This window comes from Georgenia sp. G2120 (genome assembly GCF_055326485.1).
In genome coordinates, this window is record NZ_JBUZNL010000006.1 from 204,038 (window position 1) to 230,124 (window position 26,087).

Consider the following 26,087-nt stretch of genomic DNA (forward strand, 5'->3'; position numbering starts at 1 on the left):
GAACGAGGCGCCGGGTCTCGTCCCACGCCCCACGTCGGAGGTGTCGGGACGAGACCCGGGGCGGCCCGGGCGATCGACGTCAACGCGCCGGCGGCTCCCAGCCCGGGTCGCGCCCGATGAACCCGACGAGCCGGTCCTGCGCCGAGGCGTCCTCGGGCACCGGCACCGCCGGCCCGTACTGGCCGCTCGAGCGCAGGACGTCCTCCATCGGCGCCATGCCGTCGAGCATCGCCTCGGCCAGCTCGGGATCGAGACCCGGCTCCTGACCGGTCGCTCGCGCGAGGTCCCACGTGTGCATGAAGACGTCGCCCACGTAGAACTGGCTGATCGCCTGCGGGAGCGGGACCTCCCCGACGTTCGGGTTCGACAGGGACAGGTCGGCGGACGCCGGGTCGTCGAGGAGCGCCTGGACGGCGTCCCGCTGGTGGTTCCAGGCGCCCGCGGGGTCGTCGTCCGCCGACGGCCCCGGCGGGAGGTCCGGCCCGCCGGAGCCCGCGAGCATCGCGGGGAACCACGTGGTCAGGTGCCCGACGACGTCGCGGGCCGTCCAGCCCGCCACCGGCGACGGCGCGTCCCACGCCTGCGGTGCGACGCCGTCGACCACTGCGGTGAAGGTGCCGGCGACCTCGCGGTGGAAGTCGGCCGGTGGGGCGTCGGGCCTCATGCCGCGCCCGCCTCGAGGAGGTCGTCGAGCTTCTCGAAGCCCTCGACGACGCCGGTCTCCATGCCGCTCGCGAGCATCGCGTCGCGTGCCTCCATCGTGTCGACGACCGAGTGCAGCGTGAGCCGGGTGCGGCCGTCGCCGAGGTGCTCGAACGTGCCCGTCTCGAGGGACACGCCGTCCGGAAAACCGGTGAACGTGAACGTCTGGACGATCCGCTCGTCGGGCCGGACCTCGTGGAACGAGCCGTAGAAGCGGTACTCCTCGCCGTCGGCCCGGCTGACGTACCGGTACTTTCCGCCGGTCGTGCAGTCCCACTCCTCGATCTCGGTGGGGAGCTCCCTCGGGCCGATCCACCGCGCGAACAGGTCGCGATCGGTGTAGGCGTGGAACACCTTCGACACGGGGTGGTCGAACTCGCGGACGATCGTGATCGTCGGCAGTGCGGGGTCGGCCTGGATGGTGGTCTCGGGGTGCTGGGTGGTCGCGCTCATGGTCTCTGCTCCTTCGGTGAGGTGCTGCTGGCGGTGATGTCGGTGGCGGCGTCGTCGTCCATCGAGTCGAGGACGGCGTCGAGGCGGCGGAACCGGTCCTCGGCCCGCGCCCGGTACAGCTCGATCCACGTCGTCATGCCGGCGAGAACCTCCGCCTCGAGGTGGATCGGTCGGCGCTGGGCGTCCCTGGTGCGGGTGACCACACCGGCGCGCTCGAGCACCGCGATGTGCTTGGCGACCGCCTGCACCGAGAACGGGTAGCCCTCGGCGAGCTCGGTCAGCGTCGCGTCACCCTCGGCGAGCCGGGCGACGATGTCGCGCCTGGTCCGGTCGGCGAGTGCTGCGAACATCTGATCGAGGGAGTCGTCCTGCACGGTGTCATCCTCTGCATCCCTGTTGTTCAACCTCTCGGTTGACTATGAAGGTAGGGGACGGGCGCGGCGTGGTCAACCCCTTGGTTGAATACGTAGGGCGAGCGTGTCAGGTCGTGGTGCCGCGGTCCGCGGTGGTGGCCGCCGCGGAGTCGTCGACGGCCGGCGTGGCGTCAGCCGGGAGGGCGTCGGCCGGGGTGGTGGCCGCCGTGGAGTCGCCGTCGGCCGGGAGGGTGTCGGCCGGGGTGGCGTCGGCCGAGCGCCGGCGCGCCCGGCGGTGCAGGGCGAACGTCGTGAACCCGACGACGAGGAGCGCGGCGATGACGAGGAGCCCGAGCGGCGATCCGGCGAACGCCGCGATGAGCGCACCCCAGACCGCGAACCCGATCGTCGAGTAGATCGCCGCCCACGCGAGGGCCCCGGGGACCTGGGCGATCGAGTACTTCCACCAGGCGATGCGCAGGATGCCGGCACCGGCCTGGATCATCGACTGGAACCCGACGGTGAGGTAGCCGATCGGCACCATGACCAGGCCCCATCGGCGCAGGGCGTCGACCCCGCGCTGCGGGCCCTCGCCCGAGAGCCAGCCATGCGCCCTCGCCTGCCAGCCTCCTGTCGGGTGGGTGCGGGTGACCGTCAGGTGGGTCGCCCACCGGCCGAGCCAGTAGATCATCTGCCCGCGCGCGGTCGCCCCGAGGTAGAGGACGACGAAGACGACCCAGAAGGGCCATCCGGCGAGGAAGTCGGGCACGCCCGCATTGTCACCCCCCGGGGTGGCGGGCGGGCCGCGACGTGAGGAGATCCACCGCGCCGCCCCGGCGCGGGTGCGCGGGCGGTCGGGGCGCGCGGGGCGCCGATCGGCGGAGAGACCGTGGCGTCAGCGAACGGAGGTGATCGGCGCGGTGTCGTGCGTGCGGCGCGACAGCGGCGTCAGCCGGCGGAGCTGGGCGGCGCGGTGACGGTGACGTCGTCGTCGTGCTCGGGGTGGGGGTCGACGGGTGCGGACCGCCGGCGGCGCGACGCCTCGAGGACCGGCCGGACGACTGCCGCCGCGGCGTAGGCCCCGATCGCGATGACGACGATCGTGGCCCCGGGGGACCAGGGGTTGACGTAGGTGACGACGAGGCCGAGGACGGTGACCACGAGGCCGATCGCCATCGCGAGCCGCATCGTTCCCCGGAAGGACCGGGTGAGCTGCTGGGCCGCCGCGACGGGGACGATCATGAGCGCCGACACGAGCAGGACGCCGACGACCCGCATCGACACCGACACCGTCAGCGCCGCCATGACCGAGACGGTCGCGGACAGGAGCCAGGTGGGCAGGCCGGAGGCGCGGGCGAGCTCCTCGTCGTGGCACAGGGCGAAGAGGGCGGGCCGCAGCCCGACCCCGACCCCGATGACGACCACGGCGAGCGCGAGGGCGAGCCACATGTCGAGCGAGCTGACGGTGGCGATCGACCCGAACAGGTAGCCCGTGAGCGTCGAGCTCGAGCCGCCCGAGATCGTGATGATGAGGACGCCACCCGCGATGCCGCCGTAGAAGAGCATGGCGAGCGCGACGTCGCCCGAGGTGCGGCCACGCGCCCGGACGAGCTCGATGAGCAGGGCGCCGACCACGGACGCCACGACGGCTCCCGGCACCGCGAACCGGTCCACCGGCATGACGCCGAGCGCCGAGCCGACGAGCCAGCCGAGCGCGACGCCGGTCAGCGCGACGTGCCCGATGCCGTCCCCGAGCAGGGCGAGCCGCCGCTGGACGAGGTAGGTGCCCATGACCGGGGCCGCGATCCCGACGAGCACCGCCACCAGCAGCGCGCGGCGCATGAGGGGGCTGGCCAGCATCTCCTGGAGCGTGGTGAGCAGGTCCATCAGCGCACCCCCGAGGGGTCGGGGAGCGGGGCGCCGACGTCGAGGACGCCGGGCCGTGCGTCGTCGGTGTCGCCGTGCGCGTGGTCGTGGTGATGGTCGGGATGGTCGTGGCCGGCCGCGGGCGCGGGCGGCGCCCCGTCGTGGACGACCCGGCCGTGGCGCAGCACGACGGCGCGGTCGAGGAGGGGGCCGAGCGGCCCGGGCTCGTGGAGGACGACGACGACGGCGCCGCCGCCCGCGGTGAACTCGGCGAGCAGGTCGGTGGTCGCCCGCTGCGACGCGGTGTCCATCGCTGACAGGGGCTCGTCGAGGACGAGCAGGTCGGGGTCGCGCACGAGGGCGCGGGCGAGGAGGACGCGCTGCTGCTGGCCCCCGGACAGGATGTGCACGGGGTCGGCCGCACGGTCCGCGAGGCCGACCCGGTCGAGCGCCGTGCGGGCCCGGTCCGCCACGCCGCGGCGGGGCCGCCAGCGCCAGCCCGCGAGGTCGCCCGCGGCGACCACCTCGAGCGCCGTGGCCGGGACGCCCGCCGCCGCGGACGCCCGCTGCGGCATGTAGCCGAGCCGGCGCCAGGGGACGAGCCGGCGCGGCCCAGCGAGGTCTGCGCCGTGCAGCCGCACGATGCCCGAGGTCGGCGGGCGCACGCCGACGACGGCGCGCACGAGCGTGGACTTGCCCGACCCGTTGGGCCCCATGAGGGCGACCCGTTCGCCGGGCCGGACGGTGAGGGAGACGCCGCGCAGGATCGGTTGGCCGTCGATGCTCACCCGGACGTCGTCGACCTCGAGGGGGCTGGGGGCGGGGGCGGGCTCAGCCACAGCGCTGCCCGGTGGCGAGGGCGTCGATGTTCGCCTGCATGGCGTCACGGTAGTCACCCTCGGCGGGGGCGATCTCGAGCGGGTCGAGCACCGCGACCTCGGTCGAGGTCTGCTCGGCGACCGCGCGGACCGCGTCGTCGGGCGCGTTCGCGTCGCGGTAGAGCGTGCTCACGCCGGTGTCCTCGACGAGCGCCGTCAGCTCGGCGATGCGCGCCGGGCTCACCTCGGTGCCGCCGTCGAGCCCCGCGAGCCCGGTCTCCTCGAAGCCGTGCGGTGCGAGCAGGTAGCCGTACGCCTCGTGCCCGACGACGACGGTCGACACCTCGCAGCCGGCGAGCTCCGACCCGATCCGACCGCCCAGGTCCTCGAGGTCGGTCACGACCGTCTCGAGGTTGGCGGCGTAGGTCTCCGCGCCGTCCGGGTCGATCTCGCTGAGGGACGTGGTGATCTCCTCGGCCAGGGCGATCATCCGCTCGGGGTCGAGCCACACGTGCGGGTCGAGCGCGCCGTGGTCGTGGCCGGCGTGCGCGTCCTCGCCACCCGTCTCGGGGGCCGCGTCCTCGTGCGTGTCGTCGTCGTGCTCGTGGTCGTCCGAGGCGGAGTCCTCGTCGTCGTGCTCGTGGTCCTCGTCGGCGCCGGCGCCCTCGGCGAGGAGCTCCTCGGGGGCGAGCGGCCGGGTGGGGGTCGAGGCGTCGAGGACGGACGTGCCGCCGAGCTGCGCCACGGCGTCGTCCATCGCGGACTGGTACTCCGGCAGGTGGACGACGAGGTCCGACTGCTCGAGGTCGACGACCTGGGCGGGGGCGAGCTCGAGCGAGTGGGCGTCGGCTCCGGGCGGCGTCACGTTGGTCACCGCGACCCGGTCGCCGCCGAGCTCCTCGGTCAGCCACTCGAACGCATAGACGGCGGTGCCGACGGTGACCTCGGCGTCCGGGTCGTCCCCGGAACCCGAGCCGCAGCCGGCGAGCAGGAGTGCGGCGGCAGGCGCAGCGAGCGCGAGGGGGCGGCGGGGCATGAAAGTCATTCTCAAGAGGTGTGAGAACGGTTGTCAACACGAGGGAGTCGTCGGCGGTATGACGTGCGACGCACCCGCCCGTCGCGGGCACGACCCGGGTCGGGCACCGTCCGCCGGCCACGAGCCACGGGCCACGGGTCACGGCGACCCGGGTGGTGCGCGTGGGCCCCACCCTGCAGGACCGCCGGTGGTCAGTACCCTGTTCTGGTGGTGCGCCTGCGCGACCGTGCCGGCGAGCAGGGGGAAGAGGAGTCATGTCAGGTCGGCCGCTCGGCAGCCGGTACACGCTCGATCGCGAGATCGGCCGGGGCGCCGTCGGGTCCGTCTGGCGCGGGCACCGCAACGACGACGGCCAGGTGGTCGCGATCAAGCGCCTGCGCTCGGAGGTGGCCGAAGACCTGGAGATCGTCCGCCGGTTCATCCAGGAGCGGGCGCTCCTGACGAACGTCGTCCACCCCAACGTGGTGCAGGTGATCGACCTCGTGGTCGAGGGCAGCACGCTGGCGATCGTCATGGAGCTCGTCGAGGGCGGTGACCTGCGCCAGGAGGTCGACCGGCGTGGGACCCTCGCGCCCGGCGACGCCGCCGCGTACGGCGCGGGGGTGGCCCGCGGGCTGGCCGCGATCCACGCCGGCGGCGTCGTCCACCGCGACGTCAAGCCCGCGAACATCCTGCTCGACCGCACCGACGACGGGGCGGTGCCGAAGGTGACGGACTTCGGCGTCGCGCGCGTGACGCACGGCGAGATCACCGAGGCGACGAGCGCGACGATGGTGGTCGGCACCCCGCTGTACATGGCCCCGGAGATCGTCCTCGAGCGGCTGCCCACCCCCGCGAGCGACATCTACTCGTTCGGGATCCTCGTGTACCGGATGCTCACCGGCGTCACCCCCTTCACCGGTGACGGCGGGACCTACGGCGTCATGCGCCGCCAGACCGAGCTCCTGCCGGGCCGGCCCGACGGCCTCCCGGACGAGCTGTGGGACGTGGTCCAGCGCTGCCTCGACAAGGAGCCCGAGGCGCGCCCCGAGGCCGCGGCGCTCGCCGACGAGCTCGACGCGCTCGCGACCGTGCTCGCCGACCTGCCGGCCCGACCGAGGCTCGTCCACCCGCCGGTGGGGACACCCGCCCGGCGCCCGGCTCTCGCCGACGGTCCGACGGCGCTGGGCGTGACGGCGGACGGTTCGAGCGAGGGCGGACGCCCGTCGGGCAGCTCGCCGGCCGCCGGGTCCAGGCCCGCCGACGACAGCTCGGCCGGTTCCCGGGCGGCAGGCTCGTCGTCGTCCTCGTCCGTAGGAACGGCCTCCGCCGGCTCCTCGTCGTCGGGGACCGCGGGTGAGCACGCGCCCGACGACGCCGAGCCGACCGTGCGACGCGACCGGACCGGGCTCGTCCCGGCCGTCGGGGGCCCGGTCGTCTCCGCCGGGGCGCCCGGCAGGGGAGCGCCGCTGCGCGTGCACGGCGAGGTCGTCGACGACGGGTACGACGCGCGTCGCAGGCGCGGCCGCACCCTCCCGCTCGTCCTCGTCTCCGCCGTCGCCGTGCTCGCCCTCGTCGTGGCCGGCGTCCTCTGGTTCACGCGCGACACCGAGCCCGAGGTGACGGTCATGCCGAACCTGTGGGGCATGACGCTCGAGGAGGCGGAGGAGGAGATGGGCGGCGTCGACGTCGTCGCCGTGGACGGCCTCGCCGACAGTCACGAGATCGGCACGGTGATGGGTCAGTCGCCGCGGACCGACGAGCCCGTCGACGGCGAGGTCGAGGTGACGATCGCGCGGGAGAGTGAGCGCCGCGACCTCGCGGACCTCGAGCCCCTCACCGGCGATGACCTCTCCGAACCCGTCCAGGAGGCCGTCGACCTCGGCGAGGAGGCCTTCCTGCGCGGATACACCTCCGAGCCGAGCGTGCCGGAGGGCGCCTGGGGGTGGGACCTGGACTCCGGGTTCCGGGTGTTCCGCGCAGAGATCGGCCGGATGCCCGCCACCTTCGACGACGAGGCGCATCAGACGACCTACGACTCGTACACGGTCGCCGTCGAGGTCACGGGCGACGGCGAGATCCTGTGGAGCGGGTCCGTCACGCTCGACGAGCCCCGGGCGCTCACGCTCGACGTCGAGGGGGTCGACGAGATCGTGGTCCGCTGGTCGCTGACGAGCGGCGGCGACAATGCCACTGCCGGCTTCGCCATCGGTGACGGGCGTGTGCTCGCCGCGCCCGGCGAGCTCCCCGAGCGCTACCAGGACGGCTGACGCGCCGCGGATCGGTACCCTGTCGCAGGACCGTTCCCCCCTTCCCGCCCCTCCGCACCGACACCCGAGGATCCATGACGTCACGCCCGCTCGGCAGCCGATACACGCTCGACCGCCAGGTCGGCCGCGGCGCGATGGGCTCCGTCTGGGCGGGGCACCGCAACGACGACGGCCACGAGGTGGCGGTCAAGATCCTGCGGTCGGAGTACGCCGAGGACCCCGAGATCGTCCAGCGGTTCGTCCAGGAGCGCTCGTTCCTCGTCCGGGTCGTCCACGCCAACGTGGTACGGGTCCACGACCTCGTGGTCGAGGGCAGCACGCTCGCCATCGTCATGGAGTTCGTCGCGGGCGGCGACCTGCGCGGCCTGCTCGACGAGCGCGGGACGCTCCCGCCGGGCGAGGCCGCGTGGTTCGGCCGACAGATCGCGGTCGGGCTCGCCGCCATCCACGATCGCGGTGTCATCCACCGCGACGTCAAGCCGGGCAACGTCCTGCTCGCCGGCGGAGGCGGTGACGTCGCCGAGGGTGACGACGGCGGCGCGGGCGAGGGGATCGTGCCGAAGGTGTCCGACTTCGGCGTCGCCCGCGTCACGCAGGCCCTCCACTCGACGACGTCGACCGCGATGCTCGGCACCCCCCTCTACATGGCGCCCGAGGTCATCGAGGAGCTGCCGCCCGGCCCGGCGACGGACGTCTACGCGCTCGGCGTCATGCTCTACGAGATGGTCGTCGGGGTGACCCCGTTCGCCGGCCCCGGCGGCACGTACGGCGTGCTGCGCCGGCACTCCGAGCTGCTGCCCGGCCGCCCCGACGGGTTCCCGGACCAGCTGTGGACCGCCGTGACGCGGATGGTCGACAAGGAGGCCCGCGAGCGTCCGTCGGCCACCGACGTGGCCGAGGAGCTGGGGCACCTGGCCGAGGAGCTGCGCGGCCTGCCGGCGCTGACCGCGCTCGACGCGCCGCCTCCGGGTGCGCCCGCGCCCCGGCGGACCGACGACGACGCCACGGCCGACCTCGGCCGGCGCACCGCGACCGCCGCAACCGGTGGTGACGAGACCCGTCAGGTCGACCCGGCCCTGCTCGAGCAGGGTGCGGGTCCCGGCAGCACGCGGCTCGCGCCGAGCGCGGGAGGTGCGGCGGCCGCGGGAGGCGCCGCGGGGGCCGGTGGCGCCTCCGCGCCAGGCTCAGTGCCGGCGGCCGGTGCCCAGGGCGCGCCGCCGTGGTCCGCGGCGTCCGCGCACGACCCGGGTGCGGGGCCGATGGTGGCGGGGTCGCCCGCCGCAGCGCCCGGCACGTACGGCAGCCCCGGCGCGGGTGCACCAGGCTACGGCGGGCCGGGTGGCGGCTCGTACGTCGGACCGGCCGCAGGTGGTCCCGGGTACGGGGGAGCGGCCGGCGGGCCGTACGGCGGTTCGGCGTCCTACGGCGGTCCGGGCTCGCCCGGGTCCGCCGGTGGTGGTCCGGCCGGGTACGGCGGCGCGGCGGCCTACGGCGGCGCAGCGGCCACCGGTGGGAACGCCTCCCGCGCCCCGGGTGCGGCTGCGCGACCGCGCCTGCCGCTGCTCGTCGGGGGCGGCGTCGTCGCGCTCCTCGTCGTCGTGCTCCTGCTCTGGGCGTTCGTGTTCCGGTCGAGCCCGACCCCGGACCTTGCCGGGCAGACGGTCGAGCAGGCGCAGGCAGAGCTCGGCGACGGCACCGAGATCGCCACCACCGAGGTGCTCTCGGACGGTGAGCCGGTCGGCACGATCGTCGGGCAGACCCCCGCGGCGGGCGAGGACCACGACGGGTCGGTCGAGGTCGAGGTCGCCGTCCCGAGCACCTCGATGTATCTCGACGAGCTCGACTACATCTCCGGCTCCGGGTTCAACATCGCGGGGCAGGGGCCGATCGAGATCGCGGGCCGGTCCTACCCGAGAGCGCTCGACTCCGGCAACTACAACGACTCGGGTACGTGGGGCTGGACGCTCGACGGCGGCTTCGAACGGTTCCGCGGGACGATCGGGCGGTTCGAGGACCCCGAGCTCGCCGGTGACGACCTCGAGGGCTTCGACGACCGGGTCGTGCGCGTGCAGTTCTCCACTGACGGCGCGCTGCGGTGGAGCGAGGAGGTCACCCTCGGCGAGCCCGTCGAGATCGACCTCGACGTGGCCGGCGCGGAGGAGCTGACGATGACCTACACGTCGCTCGACGGAGGTATCGCCACCGTGGCGATCGGCGACGGCCGCGTCCTCGCCTACCCGGACCAGGTCCCGGAGATCTACCGGGAGAGCTAGCGGCGAGCGTGTCCGAGCCGGGCGAGCCCCCGGTCCCCGTGCTGCAGCGGGCCGCGTGGCGCCCGACACCGGTCGCGGTCCGCGCTGCGGCGGATCGATGTGCCCCGCGGCGTCCCGTCCGTCTACGGTTGTCCCCGTCCGCACCACCCGGGTGCGGCTCGAGCGCCGGGCACCGCCCGGCAGAACCTGGAGACCACATGGCCGCCACCGCTCTCGACAACGTCATCTCCCTCGCCAAGCGCCGGGGATTCGTGTTCCAGTCCGGCGAGATCTACGGCGGTACCCGCTCCGCCTGGGACTACGGTCCCCTCGGCGTCGAGCTCAAGGACAACATCAAGCGCCAGTGGTGGCGGCACATGGTCACCTCGCGCGACGACGTCGTGGGGCTGGACTCCGCGATCATCCTGCCGAGCCAGGTGTGGCACGCGTCGGGCCACGTCGGTGTGTTCACCGACCCGCTGACGGAGTGCCTCGAGTGCCACAAGCGGTTCCGGGTCGACCAGATGCAGGAGGAGTACGCCGAGCGCAAGGGCCTCGACGACCCCGACGCCGTCGAGCTGACCGAGCTGCCGTGCCCCAACTGCGGCAACCGCGGGAAGTGGACCGAGCCCCGCGACTTCAACATGATGCTCAAGACCTACCTCGGCCCGATCGAGGACGAGTCCGGCCTGCACTACCTGCGGCCCGAGACCGCGCAGGGCATCTTCGTCAACTTCGCCAACGTCATGACCTCCGCGCGCCGCAAGCCGCCGTTCGGCATCGGCCAGATCGGCAAGTCGTTCCGCAACGAGATCACGCCCGGCAACTTCATCTTCCGCACGCGCGAGTTCGAGCAGATGGAGATGGAGTTCTTCGTCGAGCCCGGCACCGACGAGGACTGGCACGAGTACTGGATCGAGCAGCGCACCGCCTGGTACACGGGGCTCGGCATCGCCCGCGAGAACCTCCGGCACTTCGAGCACCCCGCCGAGAAGCTCTCCCACTACTCCAAGCGGACCGTCGACATCGAGTACAAGTTCGGGTTCACGGGCAGCGAGTGGGGCGAGCTCGAGGGCATCGCCAACCGCACCGACTTCGACCTCTCGACGCACTCCGAGCACTCCGGCAAGGACCTGTCCTACTTCGACCAGACGAAGGACACCCGCTGGACGCCCTACGTCATCGAGCCGGCCGCCGGTCTCACGCGCTCGCTCATGGCGTTCCTCGTCGAGGCCTACACCGAGGACGAGGCGCCCAACGCCAAGGGCGGGGTCGACACCCGCACCGTGCTCAAGCTCGACCACCGGCTCGCGCCCGTCAAGGCCGCCGTGCTCCCGCTCTCGCGCAACGCCGACCTCTCGCCGATGGCGCGCGACCTCGCGGCCGAGCTGCGGCAGAGCTGGAACGTCGACTTCGACGACGCCGGGGCCGTGGGCCGACGCTACCGTCGGCAGGACGAGATCGGGACGCCCTACTGCCTCACGGTCGACTTCGACTCGCTCGAGGACCGGGCCGTCACCGTGCGCGACCGCGACACGATGACCCAGGAGCGCGTCTCCCTCGACCAGGTGGCGGGGTACCTCGCCCAGCGTCTCGTCGGAGCCTGACCGCCCTCCCGGCGCCTGACGGATTCAGCGCGCGGGCGGGTCGACATCGTCCGACCCGCGTCGGTCACTCGTCCTGGGTGGCCGGCGCGGGGGCGCCGTGAGGACCGTCGCACGCCGCCGACCGGTTCGCTGCCGCACAATGGAGGGTCCGTCGCGTGGTGCGGCGGGCACGCGGCGGACGGCGGACGAGCAGGAGCTGGTGGATGAGCGAGTCGACGACGCGGGTGACCGGCGAGCCGGAGCCGCCGCACACGGCGACGGACGCGCTGCGCACCCCGGCCCCGCTCCAGGTGGGGGAGGTGCGCGTCGGCGTCCCCGTCGTCCTCGCCCCCATGGCCGGCGTCACCCTGCCACCGTTCCGGCAGCTGTGCCGTGAGGCGGGTGAGGCGGCGCTGGAGCCGACCGCCCGGGTGAGCTCCGCCGTCGGGACCCATGCCCCGGCCGGGCTGTACGTGTGCGAGATGATCACGTCCCGCGCGCTCGTCGAGCGCACGCCCGAGACGATGCGGATGATCACCCCCGACCCCACGGACCCCGTGCGGTCGGTGCAGCTCTACGGCGTCGACCCGGTCACGGTGGCGGCCGCGGTGCGGATCCTCGTCGAGGAGGACTGGGCCGACCACGTCGACCTCAACTTCGGCTGCCCGGTCCCCAAGGTCACGCGCAAGGGCGGGGGAGCGGCGCTGCCGTGGAAGGCCGACCTGTTCAGCGACATCGTGCGCGGTGCCGTCGACGCCGCCCGCTCGGCCAGCCGAGGGCGCGGGCACGAGGTGCCGGTGACCGTGAAGATGCGGATGGGCATCGACGACGAGCACCTCACCTACCTCGACGCCGGGCGGGCCGCCGAGGCCGCCGGCGCCGCGGCCGTCGCGCTGCATGCCCGCACGCTCGAGCAGCACTACTCGGGGACCGCGCGGTGGGAGGCGATCGCCCGGCTCAAGGAGGCCGTGACGACCGTCCCCGTGCTCGGCAACGGCGACCTGTGGTCCGCCGAGGACGCCGCCGAGATGATGCGGATGACCGGGGCGGACGGCGTCGTCGTCGGTCGTGGGTGCCAGGGGCGGCCCTGGTTGTTCACCGACCTCGTCGCGGCGGCGACCGGCTCGGGCCGGCGGGTGCGGCCAGGGCTGCGCGACGTGACCGGGGTGCTGCGCCGCCACGCCGAGCTCATGGCCGAGCACTTCGGCGACGAGGACCGGGCGATGCGCGAGATGCGCAAGCACGTGGCGTGGTACTTCAAGGGGTACCCCGTCGGCGGCGACGCGCGTCGGGCGTTCGCCCTCATCTCCACGCTGGCCGAGCTGGATGCGCTGATCGCCGACCTCGACCTCGACTCGCCGTACCCGGGTGAGGGCGCCGAGGGGCAGCGGGGAAGGGCCGGCGGACCGAAGCGCGCGCACCTGCCGGACGCCTGGTTGAGCTCGCGCACCGTCGACGACGAGTTCGCCGCGGTGCTGCGGCAGGCCGAACTGTCGGTGTCCGGGGGCTGACACCGGGGCGGGGGAGCGTGAGGTCGCTGGAGCCGGACGTGCGAAGGGGCACGCAGCCGCGGTGGCCGCGCGCCCCTCGGCACGTCGGGGAATCCCCTCGCTCGCGGGAGGAGATCCCCTCACTCGTCGATCAGTTGACGTCCTCGTCGACCCAGTCGAACGTCTTCGTCACGGCCTTCTTCCACAGGCGGTAGGTCCGCTCGCGCTCGGCCTCGTCGAGCTGCGGCGTCCACCGCTTGTCCTCGGCCCAGTTGTCGATGACGTCCTGCTCGCCGTTCCAGAACCCGACGGCGATGCCCGCGGCGTACGCGGCGCCCAGCGCGGTCGTCTCGGCGACGACGGGCTTGACGACGTCGACCCCGAGGATGTCGGCCTGGAACTGCATGAGGGTCTCGTTGGCGACCATGCCGCCGTCGACCTTGAGCTCGGCGAGGTCGACGCCGGAGTCGGCGTTCATCGCGTCGAGGACCTCGCGCGTCTGGAAGGCCGTGGCCTCGAGGGTGGCGCGGGCGATGTGCCCCTTGTTGACGAACCGGGTCATGCCGACGAGCGCGCCGCGGGCGTCGGACTTCCAGTACGGGGCGAACAGGCCGGAGAACGCCGGGACGAAGTAGGTGCCGCCGTTGTCCTCGACCGTCTTGGCGAGCTCCTCGACCTCCGGAGCGCTGGAGATGATGCCGAGGTTGTCGCGCAGCCACTGGACGAGCGAGCCGGTCACGGCGATCGAGCCCTCGAGGCAGTACACGGCCGGCTGGTCGCCGATCTTGTAGCCCAGCGTGGTGAGCAGCCCGTTCTCGGAGAACACCGGCTCGTTCCCGGTGTTGATGAGCATGAAGTTGCCCGTGCCGTAGGTGTTCTTGGCCATGCCCTTCTCGAAGCAGGCCTGGCCGAACGTGGCGGCCTGCTGGTCGCCGAGGATGCCGGAGATCGGCACGTCGGCGAGCAGCCCCTGTCCGCGACCCTTGCCGTAGACCTCGGAGGAGGAGCGGATCTCGGGGAGCATCGAGAGCGGGACGCCCATGTCGGCCGCGATGTCCTCGGCCCAGCTCAGGGTCTTGACGTCCATGAGCATCGTGCGCGAGGCGTTGGTGACGTCGGTGACGTGCAGGCCGCCGTCGACGCCGCCCGTCATGTTCCACAGCACCCAGGCGTCGGTGTTGCCGAAGATGAGGTCGCCGGACTCGGCCTTCTCGCGGGCGCCGTCGACGTTGTCGAGGATCCACTTGATCTTCGGCCCGGAGAAGTAGGTGGCGAGCGGCAGTCCGACGCGGGACTTGTACTTCTCGTCGCCCTCGGAGCCCGCGAGCTCCTTGCAGATGGCGTCGGTGCGGGTGTCCTGCCAGACGATCGCGTTGTAGATCGGCTCACCGGTGGTCCTGTCCCAGACGACGGTGGTCTCGCGCTGGTTGGTGATGCCCGCGGCGGCGATGTTGCCCGCGTTGAGGGAGGCCTTGGACAGGGCCTGGCCCACGGCCTCCCGGACGTTGTTCCAGATCTCCTTCGGGTCGTGCTCGACCCAGCCCGCCCTCGGGAAGATCTGCTCGTGCTCGAGCTGGCCGACCGAGACGATCTGCCCGGAGTGGTCGAAGATGATGGCCCGGGAGGAGGTCGTTCCCTGGTCGATCGCGAGGACGTACTTCTGGTCGCTCATGGTGGGGGCGGTTCCTTTCGACTTCGGTGTCGATGTGCATCCGGCCGCCGGCGGTTTCCGGTGGCCGGTCCTTGTGGGGGTGGACGGACGGGCGGGGACCGGTGGGTTCCCGCCCGTCCAGGCAGTACGTGTCAGTGTGCCGACGAGAGGTCCTCGACGGGGACCAGCTGCGGGGCCTGCACGCGTGCGGCCGAGGCCGCCTCGTCGTTGTCGGTCTGCTGGGCGGCGAGGATCGCGTCCGCCTGCGCGACCCAGCTCTGGACCTCCTGCTCACGCCGGGCGTCGTCCCAGCCGAGCAGGGAACCCATGACCTCGGCGACCTCGGGGGCCGCCGCCTTGCCACGGTCGGGCAGCTCGAAGTCGAGCCGGACGCGGTGCAGCAGCATGTCCTCGAGGTGCAGCGCACCCTCGTGGGTGACGCCGTAGGCGACCTCGGCGCGCAGGTAGTCCGGCGCGTGCTCGAGCGGCGCGCCGAGGCTCGGGTCGGCGTCGACGGTCGAGAGGACCTCGGTCACCTCGGACCCGTAGCGCGAGACGAGGTGCTCGGCGCGTGCCCGGGTGAGGTTGTACTTCGACGCCAGGCGCGGTAGCTGCCGGCGCGTGGCCTCGAGCCCGGGAGCCCCCACGAGCGGGGTCCTCTCGGTGATCGACGGCGTCGCCTTGGCCCGAGCCTTCCCGATCGCGTGGTCGACCGCGTCCTGGGCCATGAGCCGGTACGAGGTGAGCTTGCCGCCGGCGATGACGGTGAGGCCGGGCTGCGGCGTGGTCACCGTGTGCTCGCGGGAGACCTTCGTCGACTCGCCGTCGCCCTTGTCCACCGGCTGGAGGAGGGGGCGCAGGCCGGCGTACGTGCCGATGATGTCGTCCCGCGTCAGCTTGTCGAGAAGCACCGAGTTGGCCTGCTCGAGGACGTAGTCGATGTCCTCCGCGGTCGCCACCGGCGAGTCCACCTGCTCGGTCCACTTGGTGTCCGTGGTGCCGATGACCCAGTAGCGCTGCCACGGGATGATGAAGAGGACCGACTTCTCGGTGCGCAGGAAGACGCCGGTGCTGCCCTCGATCCGCTCCTTGGGCACCACGATGTGGATGCCCTTCGAGGCGAGGACCTGGAGCCCGCCCTCGGCGCCGCCGAGCGTCTCGGTCTCCTCGGTCCACACGCCGGTCGCGCCGATGACGTTCTTCGCGCGCACGGTGATCTCGCGGCCGGTCTCGAGGTCCTTGACGATCGCGCCGGTCGCGCGGCCGGTGGCATCCGTGGTGATCGACGTGACCTGCGAGCGCGTCGCGGCGTGGGCGCCGTAGCCCTGCGCGGTCCGCACGAGGGTCATGACGAGCCGCGCGTCGTCCACGCGGGCGTCGTAGAAACGGATGCCGCCGATGAGGGTGTCGGGGTCGAGGCTCGGGACGAGGTCCATCGCGCCCTTGTGGCTGTAGTGCTTCTGCATCGGCACGGTCGCGCCCTTGTTGCCGAGGATCGACAGCGCGTCGTACATGCCGACGCCGACCGCCGAGTAGCCACGCTCGATGACGCGCTGCTTGAGCGGCCAGAGGAACGGCTGGGCGGAGACGAGGTGCGGTGCCGTCGTCGTCAGGAGGATGCCGCGCTCCTTCAGCGCCTCGGAGACGAGGGCGAAGTTGAGCTGGTAGAGGTAGCGGAGCCCGCCGTGGATGAGCTTGGAGGACCACTGCGAGGTGCCGGACGCCCAGTCGCGCATCTCGACGATCCCGGTGCTGAGGCCGCGCGTGGCCGCGTCGAGCGCGATGCCGGCGCCGGTGACGCCTCCGCCGATGACGAGGACGTCGAGCTCGGTCTCGGCCATCGTGTCCAGGGCGTCCTGCCGGGACTCCTGCGTGAGTGCTGTCGTGTTCACGTGCTCGCTCCTCCATCGGCTCGTGCGTCGACGTCGGGGATCGCGTCCACCGCGTCGTGTTCTCCTTAGGATGGTCGCCATCGCACATCCGCACAACTTGGGTGAGCGGACGTGCAGAGTGACGGAGGACCGGTGGACGAGCGTGACCGAGAGCGGGAGGTCTTCGAGGCCGCCTCGATGTACTACCTGCAGGACGAGACCATGGAGACGATCGCCCGGCGCACGGGGGTCTCGCGCTCGACCGTGTCCCGACTCATCAAGCAGGCGCGCGCGTCGGGCATGGTGCGGATCGAGCTGCACCCGCCCGCCGAGATGGGGACGCGCGAGTCGATGGTGCTGCGCGACCTGTTCGACGTGCAGACCCATGTCGTGACGGTCCGGCCGGCGTCGACGGACGTGCAGCGGCTCGAGCAGGTGGCGCGCGTGGCCGGGCGGCTCGTGTCGGGCTGGATGCAGCCCGGCTCCGTGCTCGGGATCGCGTGGGGCAACACGATCGCGGCCGTCGTCGCCCAGTTCGTCGCCCGCTCGGCGCCGCGTTCGGCCGTGGTCCAGCTCAACGGCGCCGCCAACCCGACGACGACCGGCATCCCGTACGCCGGGGCCATCATGGAGGCCGCCGCGCGGGCCTTCGAGTCGTCGGTGCACCACTTCCCGGTGCCGGCGTTCTTCGACTACCCGGAGACCAAGCTCGCGATGTGGCGGGAGCGGTCCCTCGCCGCGGTCCGGGCGCTGCAGGCGCGCACCGACGTCGCGCTGTTCGGCGTCGGAGCCTTCACCGGTGCGCTCAGCTCCCAGGTCTACGCCGGGGGATACCTCGACCAGCAGGAGATCCAGACGCTCCAGGCGGCCGGCGTCGTCGGGGACATCTGCACCGTGCTCCTGCGCGAGGACGGGACCTACGCGGACATCGCGACCAACGCCCGGGCCTCGGGGCCGTCGCCGGCGGCGCTGCGGCGGATCGAGCGCCGGGTGTGCGTGGTGTCCGGCGCCGCCAAGGTGCGACCGACCCTCGGCGCGCTCCGCTCGGGCGCTGTCACCGACCTCGTCATCGACGAGCCGACCCTGCGTGCGCTCGCCGAGCGGATCGCCCGGTCGGGTCTCTCCCGGGGCCGGCCGCTGCCTCCCCTGTGACTAGGGGGAGGGGAGGCGCAGATGAGCGTCGTCCCGCGCACTTTCGCACGCCTGGACGACACGCCTGCACTTCCGTTCACCATGGGTGAGCATCTGTCGACGCCTTTGGTACGGTTCCGACGCAGATCGCGCCGCACGGGCGTGACGGGTGACGGAGCCCGAGAACCGTCACCCGAGAGGCGCACAGGCGCCAGAACGGGAGGCGACATGGGCCTGCGGATCGTGGTCGGTTCGGACAACGCCGGATACGACTACAAGGAGAAGCTCAAGGCTGACCTCGAGTCCGACCCCCGGGTCGACGAGGTCATCGACGTCGGCGTCGGCACGTCCGACGACGGCAACCCCTACCCCAACATCGGCACCGCAGCCGGCGAGAAGGTCGCGGCCGGTGACGCCGACCGTGCGCTCCTCGTGTGCGGTACCGGCATGGGCGTCGCGATGGCCGCGGGCAAGGTCCCCGGCATCCGGGCGTCCGTCGCGCACGACAGCTTCAGCGTCGAGCGGCTGATCAAGTCCAACAACGCGCAGGTCCTCACCTTCGGCCAGCGCGTCATCGGCCTCGAGCTCGCGCGCAAGCTCGCGGGCGAGTGGCTCGGCCACGAGTTCGACGAGAGCTCGCCGTCGGCCGAGAAGGTCGCCGTCCTCAGCGACTACGAGGCGAAGCAGCAGCAGTCCGGCACCGCCGGATCCTGACCCTCCGCACCCCGGCCCCACGGCCGGGGTGCGGTCCCCGGTCGGCGGGGTTCCCCCCGCAGGCCGGTCCGGCCATCGTCGCTCCAAGACGTCGGCGGCCCGACACCGCAGTCACAACACTCCCCACGGCGCCGTGGGGGAAGAGAGAGGTACCACCGACGTGGAAATCGACATCGTCTGGTTGATCGTCGCGTTCGCCGGCGGCGCGTTCGGCGCCGCCATCGGCGGACAGACCGCATTCATCTTCACCGGCTTCGCCTTCCTGTTCGGGTTCTCCGCCCTGCTCGGCGGCGTCCCGGTGGCGCAGGACTTCATCAGCATGTTCGCGTTCGGCCCGGTCTTCGGACCGCACATCGCCTTCGCCGGTGGTGCCGCCGCGGCCGCCTACGCCGCGAAGCGGGGGTACTTCCCCGAGGGTGTCAACGGACGTGACATCGTCACGCCGCTGGCCGGCTACCCGAAGGCCGACATCTTCGTCGTCGGTGGTGTCTTCGGCATCCTCGGTTACGTGATGAACCAGTTCTTCATCTGGCTCTTCGGCCTGTGGGCTCCGGAGGGTGAGGGTCTGCTGTTCACCACGGACACGGTCGCCCTCTCGGTCGTCGGCGTCGCCCTCGTCGCCCGCCTCGTGTTCGGCGTGAAGTCCAGGTCGCTGGTCGGCCCGTTCAAGGGGCACAACCCGCTCTCGCTCAAGGACGGCACCCACTGGGTCGAGCACCAGGAGAAGTGGAGCATCTCGGCGCTGCACGGCCTGACCTCCGGTCTGCTCTTCGCGTTCGTCGCCGTGTGGCTCATCGGCAACGTCCCGACCGACAACCCGGCGTACACCAACATCGTCAGCCAGGTGTTCCTCATCGGCTGGGCGATCTCGGCGATCTCGCTCATCTTCCTCAGCCTGGGCCTGAAGACCCCGGTCACGCACCACATGACGATCCTCGCGGGCCTCGCGGCCGTGCAGCTGCTCACCGTGGTCGGCACCGACCCGTGGGTCGCGGTCATCGGCGGTGGCATCGCCGGTCTCCTCGGTGGCGTCGGTGGCGAGGCGTTCTCGCGGATCTTCAACGCCCGCGGCGACACGCACATCGACCCGCCGGCAGGCATCATCTTCATCGGGACCACGGTCATCTACCTGGTCACCACGATCTGACAGCCGCACCGGGGCGGGGGCCACGGCCCCCGCCCCGGAGCAGTTCCACCCCTGTCCGGCCTCGCCGGCGGTGGGGCGCGACTTCGCGCCGCACGACGACGTACACCCCGCAGCCCGCCGTACCCCCGCGGGCGCGAACATCGGGCCTCTGCAACGCTGGAGGCCCCACTTCGAGAGAGACGGAGCAGGCGCGATGATCGATCAGGCCGGACCCACGGACTTCTACGAGGCCTATGTCTTCGACATGGACGGCACGATCTACCTCGGCGACCACCTGCTCCCCGGCGCCAAGCGCCTCATCGAGGAGCTGCACCGCCGCGACCTGCCGGTGCGCTTCCTGTCGAACAACCCCACGAAGGACCCCGAGGAGTACTCGGCCAAGCTCGAGCGCCTCGGACTGCCGACCCCGGTCGACGAGATCGCCAACACGGTCGTCACGACGGTGCGCTGGCTCCAGGCACACCACCCCGACGCCACGGTGTACCCGATCGCGGAGGAACCGCTGATCCGCGCCCTCGACGCCGCGGGCATCAAGCGGTCCGAGGACCCGGCCGCGATCGACATCGTCATCGCCTCCTACGACCGCACCTTCGAGTACAAGAAGCTGCAGATCGCCTTCGACGCGCTGTGGTTCCACAAGCGCGCCATCCTCATCACGACCAACCCCGACCGCTACTGCCCGTTCCCGGGCGGACGCGGTGAGCCCGACGCCGCCGGCATCGTCGCCGCCATCGAGGCGACCACCGGCGTCTCGCTCCACGCCAACATGGGCAAGCCCGAGGGAGCGATGCTCGAGGCGGCCCTCGTCGGCCTCGACGTCGACCCCGCCCGCTGCATGATGGTCGGCGACCGGCTCGGCACGGACATCGGCATGGCCGTCCGCACCGGCATGGCCTCGACTCTCGTCCTCACCGGCGACAACACCCTCGTCGACGCCGAGGAGCTGCCCGCGCAGGAGCAGCCGACCTTCGCGCTCGAGCGCATCGACCACCTGATCCCCGCCGCCGAGCGTCAGGCGCTCGGGTGGGGCGACGACGACACCGACTGACAGCGCGGCCGGTCCGCCGTCCCGGGACCGGCCGTCACCCAGGCCACCTGCGCGGAGATGCGCGGAGCACCCCCACGAGAAAGAGGCGACGATGTCCGCTCGTACCCCTACCGGCCCCTTCGTCATGGGCATCGACTTCGGCACCGAGAGCTGCCGGGTCGGGATCTTCGACCTGGTCGGCCGCCCGATCGTCTTCGCGGCGACCACCTACCGCACCACCCACCCCCGGCCGGGATGGGCCGAGCAGTCGCCGTCCGACTGGTGGGAGGCGCTCAAGGCGTCGACCGCCAAGGCCATGCGCGAATCCGGCCTCACCGGCCGGGACATCGCCGGCATCTCCTACGACGCGACGACGATGACCGTCGTCGCGATGGACCGCTCGGGCCAGGCCATCCGCCCGGCCATCATGTGGATGGACGTGCGCGCCACCGAGCAGGCCCAGCGCGTCGTCGGGCACAGCTCGCCCGCGACCCGGTACACCGGTGACGGCACCCTCCCGCCGACCGCCGAGTGGTACCCCTTCAAGGCGGCCTGGCTCAAGGAGAACGAGCCGGAGACCTACAACAGGGCGTACCGCCTCATCGACGCGCCCGACTGGCTGACCTTCCAGCTGACCGGCGAGTGGACGCTCAACATCAACACCGCCGCGCACCGCTCCTACTACGACCGGGACAACGGCGGCTGGCCCGTCGACCTCTACGAGGCGGCCGGCGCCGGGGACGTGTTCGACAAGCTCCCCGAGACGGTCAACGACCTCGGCGTCGCCGTCGGCGGCCTGACGTCCCACGCCGCCGAGGAGCTCGGCCTCATGCCCGGCACCCCCGTCGCCCAGGGCGGAGGCGACGCCTGGCACGGCCAGATCGGCCTCAACGTGCTCTCCCCGGGGAAGATGACGCTCGTGACCGGCTCGAGCCACGTGATGTCCGGCCAGAGCGCGGAGCCGATCTCCGGCAAGGGCTTCTTCGGCGGCTACGTCGACGGCGTCGTCCCCGGCCAGTACACGGTCGAGAGCTCGCTGACCTCGACCGGATCGGTCCTCAAGTGGTTCAAGGACGAGTTCTGCCAGGACATCGTCGACGCCGCCGAGCGCACCGGCCTCAACCCCTACGACGTGATGAACGCCAAGGCCCGCGAGATCGCACCGGGCTCCGACGGCGTCATCTTCACCGAGTACTTCCAGGGCAACCGCACGCCCTACTCGGACTCGAAGGCCCGCGGCACCGTCTCCGGGCTCTCGCTCTCGCACACCCGCGCGCACCTCTACAAGGCCGTCCAGGAGTCCGTCGCCTACGGCGTCGAGCTCAACATGCGGGCCCTGCGCGAGGTGGGGTTCGAGGTCGAGGAGTTCGTCGCCGCCGGTGGCGCGCTCAAGTCGGCCGACTGGATCCAGATGCACGCAGACGTCACCGGCGTCCCGATCACGCTCACCGAGGTCGGCGACGCCGTCACGCTCGGCTCGTGCATCCTCGCCGCCGCCGGCGCCGGGCTGCACCCGTCGGTCGCGGAGGCCGCCGAGGCCATGGTGCACACCCGGGCCCGGCTCGAGCCGGACGCCGCGCGCCACGAGGAGTACCGCTTCTACGTCGACCAGTACGCCAAGCAGTACCCGGCGCTGCAGGAGCTCATCCACGACACCGTCGACCACGTCGCCGGCTGACCGGCGTCGTCGCGTCGTCCCCACCGCCGTATCCCCATCCCGACAAGGAGAGACCTCATGACCGAGGACCTGATCGCCACCGCGCTGACAACCGCCACCGACACCCAGGCGATCGTCCACGGACGAGGCGTGGTGGGCCGCACCGGGGAGGTGTTCGCCGAGCAGTTCGCCGGTCGGCGCGGCATCGTCGTCGCCGACGGCAACACGTGGGCCCTCGCGGGCGAGGCCGTCACCGAGTCGCTGCGCGCGGCCGGGATCGACCTCGACGAGCCCTACGTCTTCCCGGGCACGCCCACGCTCTACGCCGGCTACGAGAACGTCGAGCTCATCCGTGAGCACCTGCGGGGCACCGACGCGGTGGCCTGCTCGATCGGGTCGGGCACGCTCAACGACATCGTCAAGCTCGCCTCGGGCGAGCTCGAGCGGCCCTACATGAACGTGTGCACCGCCGCCTCGATGGACGGGTACGCCGCCTTCGGGTCGTCGATCACCAAGGACGGCTTCAAGATCACGCGCAACTGCCCGGCGCCGACCGCGCTGGTGGCGGACCTCGACCTCATGGCGACGGCCCCGCAGCGCCTGACGGCGACCGGCTTCGGCGACCTCGTCGAGAAGGTCCCCGCCGGCGCCGACTGGATCATCTCCGACATCCTCGGGGTCGAGACGATCGACGAGTACGTCTGGGGCCTCGTCCAGGGCCCGCTGCGCGAGTCCCTCTCGCGGCCCGACGACCTCGCGAAGTCGGACCCCGATGCGCTCGCGGGCCTCGCCGAGGGTCTGCTGATGTCCGGCCTGGCCATGCAGGCGCACCAGAGCTCGCGGCCCGCCTCGGGCGCCGGCCACCAGTTCTCGCACACGTGGGAGATGGAGGGGCACGGCCTGGACTGGGAGCCCCCGCTCTCGCACGGCTTCAAGGTCGGCCTCGGCACGGTGGCGCTCTGCGCGCTCTACGAGGTCGCGCTGACCAAGGACGTGCCGGCCATCAACATCGACGCGCTCGTGGCGGCCTGGCCGTCCCGCGAGGAGATGGAGGCCCGGGTGCGCGCGATGCACACCACCGAGCGCGCCGCCCCGCTCGTCGAGCCGGCCGTGCAGCAGACGCTGGCGAAGTACCTCGAGCCCGAGCAGCTGCGCGAGCGGCTCGAGCTGGTCGTCCGCGAGTGGCCGACCATCGTCGAGAAGTGCCGTGAGCAGCTCGTGAGCGCCGACGAGGCCCGCGAGATGCTCAAGGCGGTCGGCGCCGTGTACCACCCGGAGCAGATCGACATCGACATGGAGCGGTTCCGGCTCACCTACTACCGCGCGCAGACCATCCGCTCGCGGTACACGCTCCTCGACCTCCTCCTCGAGGTCGGGCTGCTCGAGGAGTGCGTCGAGGAGCTGTTCTCGCCCGAGGGCTACTGGTCGCAGGAGTCCGCGCGCTGACCCCCGTCGGGTCCCGGTCCGGCGGGCACCGGGACCCGACGACGAAGCACCACGTCCCCGCCACCGACGACGGCGTCACCCCGCCGGGAGGAAGGCAGCACAGTGACCAAGGACAGCAAGTTCGTCATCGGCATCGACTTCGGGACGCTCTCGGGCCGGGCCAGCATCATCCGCGTGAGCGACGGCCTCGAGAAGGGGTCCTCGGTCATCGTCGACTACCCGAGCGCGGTCATGGACCGCACCCTGGACGCGGCGGACGGGCAGAAGCTCCCGCCCGAGTTCGCCCTCCAGGACCCGGCCGACTACATCCACGTCCTCAGCAAGGCCGTCCCGGCCGCCATGAACGACGCCGACATCACGGCCGACCAGGTGGTCGGGCTCGGCATCGACTTCACCTCCGCGACGGTCGTCGCCGCGAAGGAGGACGGCACGCCGCTGTGCGAGCTCGAGGAGTTCCGCAACCGCCCGCACGCCTGGGTCAAGCTGTGGAAGCACCACGGCGGCCAGGAGCAGGCGACCCGCATCGTCGAGGTGGCCAAGGAGCGTGGGGAGACCTGGCTCGGCCGCTACGGCAACACGATCTCCTCGGAGCTCCTCCTGCCCAAGGTCCTCGAGACCCTCGAGGAGGACCCGGAGGTCTACGCGGCCACCGACGTCTTCGTCAACGCGCTCGACTGGATCGTCTGGAGGATGACGGGCACCCTCGTGCAGTCCGCCGGCGACTCCGGCTACAAGCGGATGTTCCAGGACGGTCAGTACCCCTCGCGCGAGTACCTCGAGGCGCTCAACCCCGAGTTCGGGGGCATCTTCGAGGAGAAGATGGCGGCCCCCGTGGCCGCGCTGGCCTCGAAGGCCGGCGAGCTGAACGAGGAGTTCGCCTCGCTCATGGGGCTCGCCGCCGGCACCGCCGTGGCGGTCGGCAACATCGACGCCCACGTCACCGCGGCCGCCGTCAAGGCCGTCGAGGCGGGCCAGCTCACGGCGATCCTCGGCACCTCCGCCGTGTACGTCGTCTCGGGTCCGGATCTCGTCGAGGTCCCCGGGATGTTCGGCGTCGTCGACGGCGGAATCGTCGACGGCCTGTGGGGCTTCGAGGGCGGCCAGTCCGCCGTCGGCGACATCTTCGGCTGGTTCGTCGACCACAGCGTCCCGCCGGAGTACCACGAGGCCGCGAAGAAGGCGGGCAAGTCGGTCCACGACTACCTCACCGACCTCGGGGCGAACCAGCAGATCGGCGAGCACGGACTCGTCGCGCTCGACTGGCACGGCGGCAACCGGTCCGTCCTGGTGGACACCGACCTGTCCGGGCTGATGATCGGCACCACGCTCACCACCCGCCCGGAGGACCAGTACCGGGCGCTCCTCGAGTCGACGGCCTTCGGCGCCCGCATGATCGTCGACACCTTCAAGGAGCACGGCGTCGAGATCAACGAGTTCGTCGCCGCCGGCGGCCTGCTGAAGAACAAGTTCCTCATGCAGCTGTTCTCCGACGTCACGCGCCTGCCGATCTCGGTCGCGACGGCGGCCCACGCGGGCGCCCTCGGCTCGGCCGTCCACGCCGCGGTCGCCGCCGGCGAGTACGAGACCATCCAGGAGGCCTCGGAGGCGATGGGCGGAAAGGTCCGCAACGCCTACCTGCCCAGCGAGCAGCGCGCGACGCTGTACGACGAGCTGTACGCCGAGTACGTCCAGCTGCACGACTACTTCGGGCGCGGCGGCAACGAGCTGATGCACCGGCTCAAGGCGATCCGCGCCCGCGCGGCCGCCCGGGGCGCGAAGAAGTAACGACGCCGCGCCCGGCCGGGCCGCTCCCGGCCGGGCGCCGTCGCCGTACCGGCACGCCGGACCGACCAAGGAGAGCAGTGACCGCAGGACAGGTAGTCGACGAACCGACCGGGGACGTCCCCGCGCTGGCGGACCTCGCGCCCGAGGTGCGTGCCACCGTCGAGCAGGCTCGTGCGGAGGTGGCCGCCCTGCACGCCGAGCTGCCCCGCTGGGGGCTCGTCGTGTGGACGGCGGGCAACGTCTCGGCCCGCGTGCCGGTCGACGGCGGCGAGGACCTCATGGTCATCAAGCCCTCCGGCGTCAGCTACGACGAGCTCGCGCCCGAGCTCATGGTCGTCACCGACCTGTGGGGGCGGGCCCTGGCCGACCCGGACGCCTCGCGCGTGCTCAGCCCGTCCTCCGACACCGCCGCGCACGCCTACGTCTACCGGCACATGCCCGAGGTCGGGGGAGTGGTGCACACCCACTCCACCTACGCGGTCGCCTGGGCGGCCCGCGGCGAGCCCGTCCCCTGCGTGCTGACGATGATGGCCGACGAGTTCGGCGGGGAGATCCCCGTCGGACCGTTCGCGATCATCGGCGACGACTCCATCGGCCGGGGCATCGTCGAGACGCTGCGCGGGCACCGCTCCCCGGCCGTCCTCATGCAGAACCACGGGCCCTTCACGATCGGGACGGACGCGAAGGCCGCCGTCAAGGCCGCCGTCATGTGCGAGGAGGTCGCCCGCACCGTGCACGTCTCGCGCCAGCTCGGCGAGCCCCTCCCGATCCCCGACGACGCCGTCACGCGCCTGTACGAGCGCTACCAGGGCGTCTACGGCCAGAACTGACCGCATCACCCACGACAAGGAGC

The 26,087-nt window shown here is 72.3% G+C and carries 21 protein-coding genes; 12 read left to right on the top strand and 9 right to left on the bottom strand.

What is annotated here, in order from left to right; all coding sequences use genetic code 11:
• Positions 1–79: 79 nt before the first annotated feature.
• The 7 genes from ACZLMO_RS09115 to ACZLMO_RS09145 all read right to left on the bottom strand — a co-directional run bounded on the left by ACZLMO_RS09115 (position 80) and on the right by ACZLMO_RS09145 (position 5,228).
• Positions 80–664, bottom strand: coding sequence for a TIGR03086 family metal-binding protein (locus ACZLMO_RS09115; protein WP_425715088.1), 585 nt, complete (start codon positions 662–664; stop codon positions 80–82).
• On the bottom strand, positions 661–1,155 hold the full coding sequence (locus tag ACZLMO_RS09120) for an SRPBCC family protein (RefSeq protein WP_463653544.1): 495 nt from the start codon (positions 1,153–1,155) through the stop codon (positions 661–663). Before ACZLMO_RS09120 ends, ACZLMO_RS09115 begins: the two co-directional genes overlap by 4 nt.
• Positions 1,152–1,505 (bottom strand): ArsR/SmtB family transcription factor, encoded by a 354-nt coding sequence (locus ACZLMO_RS09125; protein ID WP_463653557.1) that lies wholly within the window; start codon positions 1,503–1,505, stop codon positions 1,152–1,154. Before ACZLMO_RS09125 ends, ACZLMO_RS09120 begins: the two co-directional genes overlap by 4 nt.
• Before the next feature lie 130 nt (positions 1,506–1,635).
• Positions 1,636–2,277 (bottom strand): DedA family protein, encoded by a 642-nt coding sequence (locus ACZLMO_RS09130; RefSeq protein ID WP_463653545.1) that lies wholly within the window; start codon positions 2,275–2,277, stop codon positions 1,636–1,638.
• Positions 2,278–2,456: 179 nt separating this feature from the next.
• Entirely contained in the window at positions 2,457–3,395 is a 939-nt protein-coding gene (locus ACZLMO_RS09135) for a metal ABC transporter permease (RefSeq protein ID WP_425715084.1), read from the bottom strand.
• Positions 3,395–4,213, bottom strand: a complete 819-nt coding sequence (locus ACZLMO_RS09140) for a metal ABC transporter ATP-binding protein (RefSeq protein WP_463653546.1) — start codon at positions 4,211–4,213, stop codon at positions 3,395–3,397. Before ACZLMO_RS09140 ends, ACZLMO_RS09135 begins: the two co-directional genes overlap by 1 nt.
• A complete protein-coding gene (locus ACZLMO_RS09145) occupies positions 4,206–5,228 on the bottom strand; it encodes a metal ABC transporter substrate-binding protein (protein WP_463653547.1) in 1,023 nt (340 codons plus the stop codon). The genes ACZLMO_RS09140 and ACZLMO_RS09145 overlap by 8 nt, the downstream gene beginning before the upstream one ends.
• A gap of 254 nt (positions 5,229–5,482) precedes the next feature.
• Between ACZLMO_RS09145 and ACZLMO_RS09150 the strand changes: the two genes are divergently transcribed.
• The 4 genes from ACZLMO_RS09150 (at position 5,483) to dusB (ending at position 12,826) form a co-directional block, all read left to right on the top strand.
• Positions 5,483–7,477 (top strand): serine/threonine-protein kinase, encoded by a 1,995-nt coding sequence (locus tag ACZLMO_RS09150; protein WP_425715081.1) that lies wholly within the window; start codon positions 5,483–5,485, stop codon positions 7,475–7,477.
• A 74-nt stretch (positions 7,478–7,551) separates the two neighbouring features.
• On the top strand, positions 7,552–9,750 hold the full coding sequence (locus ACZLMO_RS09155; protein WP_425715080.1) for a serine/threonine-protein kinase: 2,199 nt from the start codon (positions 7,552–7,554) through the stop codon (positions 9,748–9,750).
• 197 nt (positions 9,751–9,947) lie between these two features.
• On the top strand, positions 9,948–11,336 hold the full coding sequence (locus ACZLMO_RS09160) for a glycine--tRNA ligase (RefSeq protein ID WP_463653548.1): 1,389 nt from the start codon (positions 9,948–9,950) through the stop codon (positions 11,334–11,336).
• Between the two features lie 203 nt (positions 11,337–11,539).
• Positions 11,540–12,826, top strand: a complete 1,287-nt coding sequence (gene dusB, locus ACZLMO_RS09165; RefSeq protein ID WP_463653549.1) for a tRNA dihydrouridine synthase DusB — start codon at positions 11,540–11,542, stop codon at positions 12,824–12,826.
• Between the two features lie 130 nt (positions 12,827–12,956).
• Here dusB and glpK read toward each other — a convergent pair whose 3' ends face one another.
• A complete protein-coding gene (gene glpK, locus ACZLMO_RS09170) occupies positions 12,957–14,477 on the bottom strand; it encodes a glycerol kinase GlpK (RefSeq protein WP_425715076.1) in 1,521 nt (506 codons plus the stop codon).
• Positions 14,478–14,608: 131 nt separating this feature from the next.
• The gene (locus tag ACZLMO_RS09175; protein ID WP_425715075.1) at positions 14,609–16,348 is read right to left on the bottom strand and encodes a glycerol-3-phosphate dehydrogenase/oxidase; all 1,740 of its coding nucleotides are present in this window, start codon (positions 16,346–16,348) and stop codon (positions 14,609–14,611) included.
• A 132-nt stretch (positions 16,349–16,480) separates the two neighbouring features.
• On the opposite strand from ACZLMO_RS09175, the gene ACZLMO_RS09180 reads away from it, so the two are divergent.
• The 8 genes from ACZLMO_RS09180 to ACZLMO_RS09215 all read left to right on the top strand — a co-directional run bounded on the left by ACZLMO_RS09180 (position 16,481) and on the right by ACZLMO_RS09215 (position 26,064).
• A complete protein-coding gene (locus ACZLMO_RS09180; RefSeq protein WP_425715074.1) occupies positions 16,481–17,479 on the top strand; it encodes a sugar-binding transcriptional regulator in 999 nt (332 codons plus the stop codon).
• Positions 17,480–17,686: 207 nt separating this feature from the next.
• On the top strand, positions 17,687–18,172 hold the full coding sequence (locus ACZLMO_RS09185) for a ribose-5-phosphate isomerase (protein WP_425715073.1): 486 nt from the start codon (positions 17,687–17,689) through the stop codon (positions 18,170–18,172).
• A gap of 160 nt (positions 18,173–18,332) precedes the next feature.
• Positions 18,333–19,319 carry a hypothetical protein gene (locus tag ACZLMO_RS09190; protein ID WP_425715072.1) on the top strand — a complete coding sequence of 329 codons (987 nt, stop codon included), beginning with the start codon at positions 18,333–18,335 and terminating at the stop codon, positions 19,317–19,319.
• A gap of 193 nt (positions 19,320–19,512) precedes the next feature.
• Positions 19,513–20,367 (top strand): HAD-IIA family hydrolase, encoded by an 855-nt coding sequence (locus ACZLMO_RS09195; RefSeq protein WP_425715071.1) that lies wholly within the window; start codon positions 19,513–19,515, stop codon positions 20,365–20,367.
• 91 nt (positions 20,368–20,458) lie between these two features.
• Positions 20,459–22,024, top strand: a complete 1,566-nt coding sequence (locus ACZLMO_RS09200) for an FGGY-family carbohydrate kinase (protein ID WP_425715070.1) — start codon at positions 20,459–20,461, stop codon at positions 22,022–22,024.
• Positions 22,025–22,081: 57 nt separating this feature from the next.
• Positions 22,082–23,449 carry a sn-glycerol-1-phosphate dehydrogenase gene (locus ACZLMO_RS09205; protein ID WP_425715069.1) on the top strand — a complete coding sequence of 456 codons (1,368 nt, stop codon included), beginning with the start codon at positions 22,082–22,084 and terminating at the stop codon, positions 23,447–23,449.
• A gap of 102 nt (positions 23,450–23,551) precedes the next feature.
• Positions 23,552–25,234 (top strand): ribulokinase, encoded by a 1,683-nt coding sequence (locus tag ACZLMO_RS09210; protein ID WP_425715068.1) that lies wholly within the window; start codon positions 23,552–23,554, stop codon positions 25,232–25,234.
• Between the two features lie 125 nt (positions 25,235–25,359).
• A complete protein-coding gene (locus tag ACZLMO_RS09215; protein WP_425715245.1) occupies positions 25,360–26,064 on the top strand; it encodes an L-ribulose-5-phosphate 4-epimerase in 705 nt (234 codons plus the stop codon).
• The last annotated feature ends 23 nt before the right edge of the window (positions 26,065–26,087 follow it).

Bases quoted from the DNA above. Each gene is read 5' to 3' on its own strand.
- ACZLMO_RS09115 (WP_425715088.1), bottom strand. From the start codon at position 664: ATGAGGCCCGACGCCCCACCGGCCGACTTCCACCGCGAGGTCGCCGGC.
- ACZLMO_RS09120 (WP_463653544.1), bottom strand. From the start codon at position 1,155: ATGAGCGCGACCACCCAGCACCCCGAGACCACCATCCAGGCCGACCCC.
- ACZLMO_RS09125 (WP_463653557.1), bottom strand. From the start codon at position 1,505: ATGTTCGCAGCACTCGCCGACCGGACCAGGCGCGACATCGTCGCCCGG.
- ACZLMO_RS09135 (WP_425715084.1), bottom strand. From the start codon at position 3,395: ATGGACCTGCTCACCACGCTCCAGGAGATGCTGGCCAGCCCCCTCATG.
- ACZLMO_RS09145 (WP_463653547.1), bottom strand. From the start codon at position 5,228: ATGCCCCGCCGCCCCCTCGCGCTCGCTGCGCCTGCCGCCGCACTCCTG.
- ACZLMO_RS09150 (WP_425715081.1), top strand. From the start codon at position 5,483: ATGTCAGGTCGGCCGCTCGGCAGCCGGTACACGCTCGATCGCGAGATC.
- ACZLMO_RS09155 (WP_425715080.1), top strand. From the start codon at position 7,552: ATGACGTCACGCCCGCTCGGCAGCCGATACACGCTCGACCGCCAGGTC.
- ACZLMO_RS09160 (WP_463653548.1), top strand. From the start codon at position 9,948: ATGGCCGCCACCGCTCTCGACAACGTCATCTCCCTCGCCAAGCGCCGG.
- dusB (WP_463653549.1), top strand. From the start codon at position 11,540: ATGAGCGAGTCGACGACGCGGGTGACCGGCGAGCCGGAGCCGCCGCAC.
- glpK (WP_425715076.1), bottom strand. From the start codon at position 14,477: ATGAGCGACCAGAAGTACGTCCTCGCGATCGACCAGGGAACGACCTCC.
- ACZLMO_RS09185 (WP_425715073.1), top strand. From the start codon at position 17,687: ATGGGCCTGCGGATCGTGGTCGGTTCGGACAACGCCGGATACGACTAC.
- ACZLMO_RS09195 (WP_425715071.1), top strand. From the start codon at position 19,513: ATGATCGATCAGGCCGGACCCACGGACTTCTACGAGGCCTATGTCTTC.
- ACZLMO_RS09200 (WP_425715070.1), top strand. From the start codon at position 20,459: ATGTCCGCTCGTACCCCTACCGGCCCCTTCGTCATGGGCATCGACTTC.
- ACZLMO_RS09205 (WP_425715069.1), top strand. From the start codon at position 22,082: ATGACCGAGGACCTGATCGCCACCGCGCTGACAACCGCCACCGACACC.